The organism is Actinoplanes awajinensis subsp. mycoplanecinus (assembly GCF_001509495.1).
Classification (GTDB): Bacteria; Actinomycetota; Actinomycetes; order Mycobacteriales; family Micromonosporaceae; genus Actinoplanes; species Actinoplanes palleronii.
This window is the reverse complement of sequence record NZ_LLZH01000329.1, coordinates 37,781-43,882: the sequence shown is the minus strand read 5'-3', so window position 1 is coordinate 43,882 and position 6,102 is coordinate 37,781. Positions and strand designations below refer to the sequence as shown.

The 6,102-nt window shown below is 72.9% G+C and carries 7 protein-coding genes; all 7 read right to left on the bottom strand.

All coding sequences use genetic code 11. The features are described 5' to 3' along the window. Positions 1 to 541: 541 nt before the first annotated feature. From ADL15_RS45400 to ADL15_RS45370, 7 genes are read right to left on the bottom strand one after another with little or no spacing between them, the layout of a single operon-like run. Complete coding sequence (locus tag ADL15_RS45400) at positions 542 to 1,225, bottom strand: glycosyltransferase (protein ID WP_067705957.1); 684 nt, start codon at positions 1,223 to 1,225, stop codon at positions 542 to 544. After that, positions 1,222 to 1,920 (bottom strand): SAM-dependent methyltransferase, encoded by a 699-nt coding sequence (locus ADL15_RS45395; protein WP_067705956.1) that lies wholly within the window; start codon positions 1,918 to 1,920, stop codon positions 1,222 to 1,224. Before ADL15_RS45395 ends, ADL15_RS45400 begins: the two co-directional genes overlap by 4 nt. After that, positions 1,917 to 2,639 (bottom strand): PIG-L deacetylase family protein, encoded by a 723-nt coding sequence (locus tag ADL15_RS45390; protein ID WP_067705955.1) that lies wholly within the window; start codon positions 2,637 to 2,639, stop codon positions 1,917 to 1,919. The genes ADL15_RS45395 and ADL15_RS45390 overlap by 4 nt, the downstream gene beginning before the upstream one ends. After that, on the bottom strand, positions 2,633 to 3,568 hold the full coding sequence (locus ADL15_RS45385) for an acyl-CoA dehydrogenase (protein ID WP_198171289.1): 936 nt from the start codon (positions 3,566 to 3,568) through the stop codon (positions 2,633 to 2,635). Before ADL15_RS45385 ends, ADL15_RS45390 begins: the two co-directional genes overlap by 7 nt. Before the next feature lie 28 nt (positions 3,569 to 3,596). Beyond that, complete coding sequence (locus tag ADL15_RS45380; RefSeq protein WP_067705948.1) at positions 3,597 to 4,112, bottom strand: SRPBCC family protein; 516 nt, start codon at positions 4,110 to 4,112, stop codon at positions 3,597 to 3,599. Further along, complete coding sequence (locus tag ADL15_RS45375; RefSeq protein ID WP_067705947.1) at positions 4,109 to 4,471, bottom strand: metalloregulator ArsR/SmtB family transcription factor; 363 nt, start codon at positions 4,469 to 4,471, stop codon at positions 4,109 to 4,111. The genes ADL15_RS45380 and ADL15_RS45375 overlap by 4 nt, the downstream gene beginning before the upstream one ends. 42 nt (positions 4,472 to 4,513) lie before the next feature. After that, positions 4,514 to 6,100 (bottom strand): methyl-accepting chemotaxis protein, encoded by a 1,587-nt coding sequence (locus ADL15_RS45370; RefSeq protein ID WP_232344950.1) that lies wholly within the window; start codon positions 6,098 to 6,100, stop codon positions 4,514 to 4,516. Between the last annotated feature and the right edge of the window lie 2 nt (positions 6,101 to 6,102).

The following is a 6,102-nucleotide window of genomic DNA, read 5'->3' as shown; positions in this document are numbered from 1 at the left end:
CACCCGCACAGCCCCGCGACGCCCAGCCCACCCCAGACCGCAGCCCGCCCCCACCCCCGGCTGGCGCTGAGGGGTGCCTCCAACCCACGGACACACCCCTGCACGCCAGCCACCAATTCCCGGCTGGTCCTGAGGGGTGCCTCCAACCCTCGGAGACACCCCTCACAACCAGCCGACGCACCGCAACAGCACCGCCACCAACCCCGGGCTGGCTTCCAGCGTCGGGTCGCGCGCCCGGAGACACCCCTCACAACCAGCCGACGCACTGTAGCGACGCCGCTGTTGGATTGCGGCTGGCTCTCAAGGGTGTCTTCGGCGGCCGCACGCCCCTGAAAGCGCCAGCTCGACATCCTCGGCTGGTGCTCACGGCTGCCTCGCCGCCCTCGATACAGCCGCCAGCACCAGCCCGGGTCTGGGGCGCGGAGCGGTCTGGGGTGGGCTGGGCGTTGCGGGGCCTCACGGGCGGGACTTGGCTCGTAGCCTACGGGCGGGTGCTCCCGATACGTACCGGAAAATGACGGTCTGGAGAAGGGGACTGCCTTCAGGATTCTGCGGACAGGGTGAGCAGGTGGGCGGCGAAGCCGTGTGGGGCGCGGCCGTCCGGGCGGGCGCTGGTGCGGACCGGGTCGCGGGCGTCGGTGATCACCCGGGCGCCGGTGGCACGGACGCGGGTGACGAGGGTGCGGTCTTCGTCGCAGGTCAGCGCGGGGAAGCCGCCGGCCGCGAGATAGGTGGTGGCGCGGACGCCGAGGTTCGCGCCGTGGATGTGGCCGTGCCGGGCTCCGGCGACGCTTTCGCGGTACCGGCGCTCGTAGGCGGACGGAAGCGGGTCCGGCCAGGCTGACCAGTCGTCGACTTCGACAGTGCCGGTGACCAGGTCCGCGCCGTGTTCCGCGTGCCGGAGCTGCCGGAGTAGCCAGTTCGGGGGCACGCGGCTGTCCGCGTCGGTGGACGCCAGCCAGAGATCGTCCGGGCCGTCGCGCAGCGCGTGGGCGACTCCGGCGGCGCGGGCGCGGCCGACGTTGCGCTCCTCGACCACGATGACCTCGGCGTGGCCGGCGAGCGCGAGGCGCGCCGTACCGTCGGTGCAGTCGTCGGCGACCACGACGGTCAGGACCGGGACCGGCGACCGCGCGATGGCGTGATGCAAAGCGGTCAGGCAGGCGGGGAGCAGGCGGCTCTCGTTGTGGGCGGGCACGACGACCGCGATGCGGCGGATCGTCACACCAGGCCCTCGCGGCGGGCGACCGATGCTGCGAGCGGGTCGCGGGTGAAGACCTCGAGCAGGAAGTCGGCCTCCTCGTGCCGGGAGATTCGATGCAGGCCGGGGACCGCGGCCAGTGCGGCGTGGACCTCGTCGCCGGAGCGGGCGTGCTCGGCGACCGGATGCCGCCAGTGCACGGCAACCAGGTCACCGCCTCGCACAAGACCGCCGGACGCAAGATCGCCGGACGCGAGGCCGTTGGGTGCGAGGCCGTTGGGCGCGAGGCCGCTGGGCGCGAGATCGCCGGGTGGGGTGAGCGAGTTTGCCGCGTGGTGGAGCAGAGTGGCGAGGTCGGTGTCGTCGAAGTAGTAGGCGAGTTCGGAGAGGACGATCAGGTCGAATGTCTCGTCCGGCCAGTCCCTGGGGAGCTGACCGGTTCGGATCGTCACGTGCGGACGGTCGGCGAGTCGCGCGGCCGCGGTCTGCACGGCGGATCCGACAGCGTCCGTGGCCAGCAGTCGATCGCACCGGGCGGCCAGCCGGCTGGTGAGCAGACCGGTCGAGCACCCCGGCTCGAACCCGGAGCGGTACCGCCGGGCCGGCAACGCGTCGACCGTCAACGCGTGTTTGCGGGCGTCGTACCAGCGGGTTTCGAAACTCCACGGGTCCGGGTCGGCGGCATACATCCGCTCGAAGTAGCTGATCGGCGTACTCACTCGAAGATCACCTCGAACGGTCGGGCGAAGCGGGCCAGCACGTGTGGCGGCAGGATCGCGGCGTCCTCCGGCGCCGGGCCGAGCGGCGCGATCTGACTCGGGAACGCCGCTATCGCGGCCGATTTCGCCGCCCGGGCCGCGGGTGGCAGATCAATGCGTCGGGCGCGATGCCAGGGCACGTCAGGATCATTGGGGTACGACCAGTGCCACGCCCAGATCGGATACTCCAGCAACCGGGCACCCGTCTCGGCACAGGCCCGAGCCGCGGCACGGCCGGTCGCCTCATGGTCGGGGTGCCCGTCGCCCCGCCAGGTCACCAGGCACCACCGGTCCGGTCCGAGCAGCCCCGCCAGCTCCTCCGCGAGGGTGTCCTCGTCGATGCCGCCGTCCGGATGCCCGAGCCGGTGCACCCGCGACCCGCCGAGCCCGAGAACCCGCAGCGCGTCCGCGGTCTCGGTACGCCGGATCGCGGCCAGCTCGCCCCGGCTGTGCACTGTCGAGCCCGGGTGCGACGCCTCACCGTCGGTGACCGCGGCCAGATCAGCGCTGCCAAGCAGGGACAGCAGCCCGGCGACACCGAGGATCTCGTCGTCCGGGTGCGGTGCCACGACCAGCGGTGACCCGGGCAGGTCGAGCGGCAGCGCCGGCCAGGACCACACCGCGTCCCAGGCCAGCCACTCACACTCGGTGGTGCCCTCCCCCGCGATCGGCCTCACCACCGCGGGCCCCGGGCGAGCTCGGCGGAGTCCTCGGTGGTCAGCAGGCGGCCGAGTTGTTCGAGGTCGGTCTCGGCGTGGCTCTGGCGCAGGTAGACGGTCAGGTCGGCGACGCGCTGGGCGTGATCGGCGTCGCGGCAGAGCGGGCCGGCGCCGAGAGCCCGGCCGACCCGGTCGATCACCTCGGTGGCGGTGGCCTCCGCGGTCGCGCGCACCCGCAGGGCGAGGCGGTGGGCGTCGGCTTTCGGGTCGGCGTCGATCCGGGCGGCGGCGTCGTCCAGGACCGCCCGGGCCGCGCCGAGCGCCACGTCGACGGCGCCGAGGTGGGCCAGCGCGTGCGGGCCGAGATCCTTACGGCGGGCCGCGTCGAGGAGTGCGTCGGCGACACCCAGCGCACCGCCGAACCAGCACGCGGCGACACCGATGCCGCCGTGCCAGAAGCCGGGCCGGTCCACGTACGCGCCGGGTGCCCCGATCGGGCGGGCCGGTGCTGCGGTGAACCGGATCGTCCGGCTGTCGCTGCCGGCCATGCCGATCGCCGGCCAGGTGCCGTCGAGGGGCTGCGCGTGCGGGAGCGTGTTGCGGACCGCGAACAGCCGGATGCCGTCGTCGGCGGCCGCCGTCACCAGCGCGTCGGTGCACCAGCCGGCGCCCGAGCACCACGGGCGGTCGCCGGTCAGGGTCCAGCCGTCGGGGGTGTGCTCCGCTCGTACCGAAGAAGGTGACGCCGCCCAGACGCCCCACCGTTCGCCGGACGCATGGTTTTCCGGATCGGCGTCGCCGAGCTCGGCGCGGATCGCGACGGCGTCGGCGTGGCCCTCACTGAGCCGGCAGGCGACCAGGTCGGCGCGACCGAGACCGATCAGGCCGCGCAGACGGTCCGCGGTGGCACCGTGGCCGGGAAGGGGCAGGTCAGGCGGGTGTGTGAGCACGGGCCGTACGTACCCGGGCGTTCGCCGATCAATCGTCGCCCGGGGGTGAGCTCGGGGTGAGTGCGTCGTAGTACGGCTTCATCGACGGGTAGTAGTCGTCGAAGGTGGGTGCGGGCAGGCCGTCGCGGGCCGCCACCAGCATGTCCAGGTAGTACTCCCAGCCGGGGCCCATCTCGCCGACACCCTCGGTGGTGGTCAGGTGGTGGACGAAGCGGAGTTCGGTCCGGCCGCCGGCCTCGGACAGCACCAGCTCCAGACGCCAGCCGCCGGACTCCTCGCTCGTCGACAGGGACAGCCGGCGCGGCGGGTCGCAGGCGTCGACCCGGACGTCGAACCACGGTTGCTGGTCCTCGAAGGCCATCTGCATCTTGATCGTACGGCCGGGGGCGGCGTCGCCCTCCCACGGTCCGAACCACCGAGCGGTACGGTCGGATTCGGTCACGCTGGCCCAGACGTCCTCGATCGGCGCCCGGAACGTACGGGTCAGCACGAGGTCGGGGCCGGTGGCGCCGGGAAAGAGCCGGCCGATGGGTGAGCTGGTCATGCCGTGTTCTCCTGTCGTTGATCCGCACGCCCGCCCTGGCGGCGCTCGCGGCGGGTGCGGTAGACCTCGGTCTCCAGCGCGTCGAGGCGCTGCTCCCAGGCGTCGGCCCGGGTGAACTGGCCGAGCCACTCGACCAGGCCGGTGAGCGGGGACGGGTCCAGCTCGTAGAGGCGTTGCCGGCCGACGAGCGTGTCGCGGACCAGGCCGCTCTCCCGGAGCACCCGCAGGTGCCGGCTGACGGCGGGGCGGCTGATCGCGAACCGGTCGGCGATCTCCCCGGCGGGCAGCCGCTGCTCGCGCAACATCACCAGGATGTCCCGCCGCACCGGATCGGCGATCGCCGCCGCCACCTCGTCCACCCGGAAAGCGTAACCACTGGGTTACGCGTCAGGCAAGCCCGCTCAGTGCCGGAAGCTGCCGACCAGCGTCGTCAGCTCGCTCGCCAGGCGGGTCAGGTCGGCCGCGGCCTGCTGCGTCGAATCCGCGCCGTCCAAGGTCGCGGTCGCGATCTGGGCCACCCCGGAGACCGTACGAGCCATGTCGCCGCTACTGGTGGCGGCGTCCTGCACCGAGCGGCTCATCTCCGCGGTCGTCGCGGTCTGCTCCTCCACCGCGGAGGCGATCGTGGTGGTGTAGTCGCCGATCTGCTGCACCACCGCGGTGATCTCCCCGATCGCCTCGGCCGCCGTGCTGCTGGAGGCCTGGATCGCGCCGATCCGGGCGGTGATCTCCTCGGTCGCCTTGGCGGTCTGCTGGGCGAGCTCCTTGACCTCCCCGGCCACCACGGCGAACCCCTTGCCCAGCTCACCCGCCCGGGCGGCCTCGATGGTGGCGTTGAGCGCGAGCAGGTTCGTCTGCTCCGCGATGCTGGTGATCAGCCGGACCACGTCGCCGATCTCGGCGGTCGCGGTGCCGAGCGTGGCGACCTGCACGGTGGTGCGCGCGGCGACCGCCATGGCCTGCTGCGCGACGTGGGCGGCCTGGCCGGCGTTGGAGGCGATCTCGGTGATCGACGCGCTCATCTGCTCGGCGCCGGCCGCGATCGTCTGCACCCCGGCGCTGACCTCCTCGCTGGCGTGCGACGCGCTCTCGGCCTGCGCCGACGCGTCGGCCGCGCCGTCCTTCAGCTGAGCACTGATCGTGGACAGCTCCTCCGACGACGCCGCCAGGGTGATCGCGACCTGGGACATCCGGCCGACGCTGCCGCGCAGGACCGCGGTGCCGGCGTCCAGGTCGGTGGCCATCCGGCCGAGCTCGTCGCGGCCGGTGACCCCGGCCAGCACGGTCAGGTCGCCGGTGGCCAGCCCGTGCGTCACCCGCCCGACCGAGGTCAGGGTGCTCATGATGCCGCGCACCACCAGCAGGGCCAAGCCCAGCGTGATCGCCAGCCCGATCAGCAGCAACGTGATCATCATGGTGCGGGCGGTGCGGTAGTCGGCCGCGGTCTGCGTCCGCTTCTCCCCCGCGACCTTCGTCTCGATCGTGACCAGGTCGTTCAGCGCGGTGAGCGTGCTGGTCAGCGCGGTCCGGCCGGTGCTGTCCCGGATCTTGCTGAACCCGTCGACGTCGTCGGCCTCGGCCAGCGGCACCAGCTGCTGATCGCGGAGGTCACGGAGCTGCTTCAACGCCGTCGTGTACTGCGAAACCATCGTCTCGCGGCCGGTCATGTCGGTGGCCGTGTAGGCGGCGAACGTGTCGTCGGCCTTCGTGTCGGCGTCGGCCATCGTGGTGCGGTCGGTGGCCATCGCGGTGCTGCCCTGGCTGCCCAGCATGTCCTGCAGGGCGATCCAGGAGCGCTGGACCTCCGCCTGGACCGTGCCCAGCTGGGCGACCGGCACCAGGTTGTCGTGGTAGAGGTACTCGGCGGCGTCCGCCATGGCCGACATCTTCTGCAGGCCGACCACGCCGACGCCGGCGGCCACCAGACCGGCGAGCCCCACCGCCGCGCAGATCTTCAGCCGTATCGACAGGTTCGCGAACCAGGGCATGC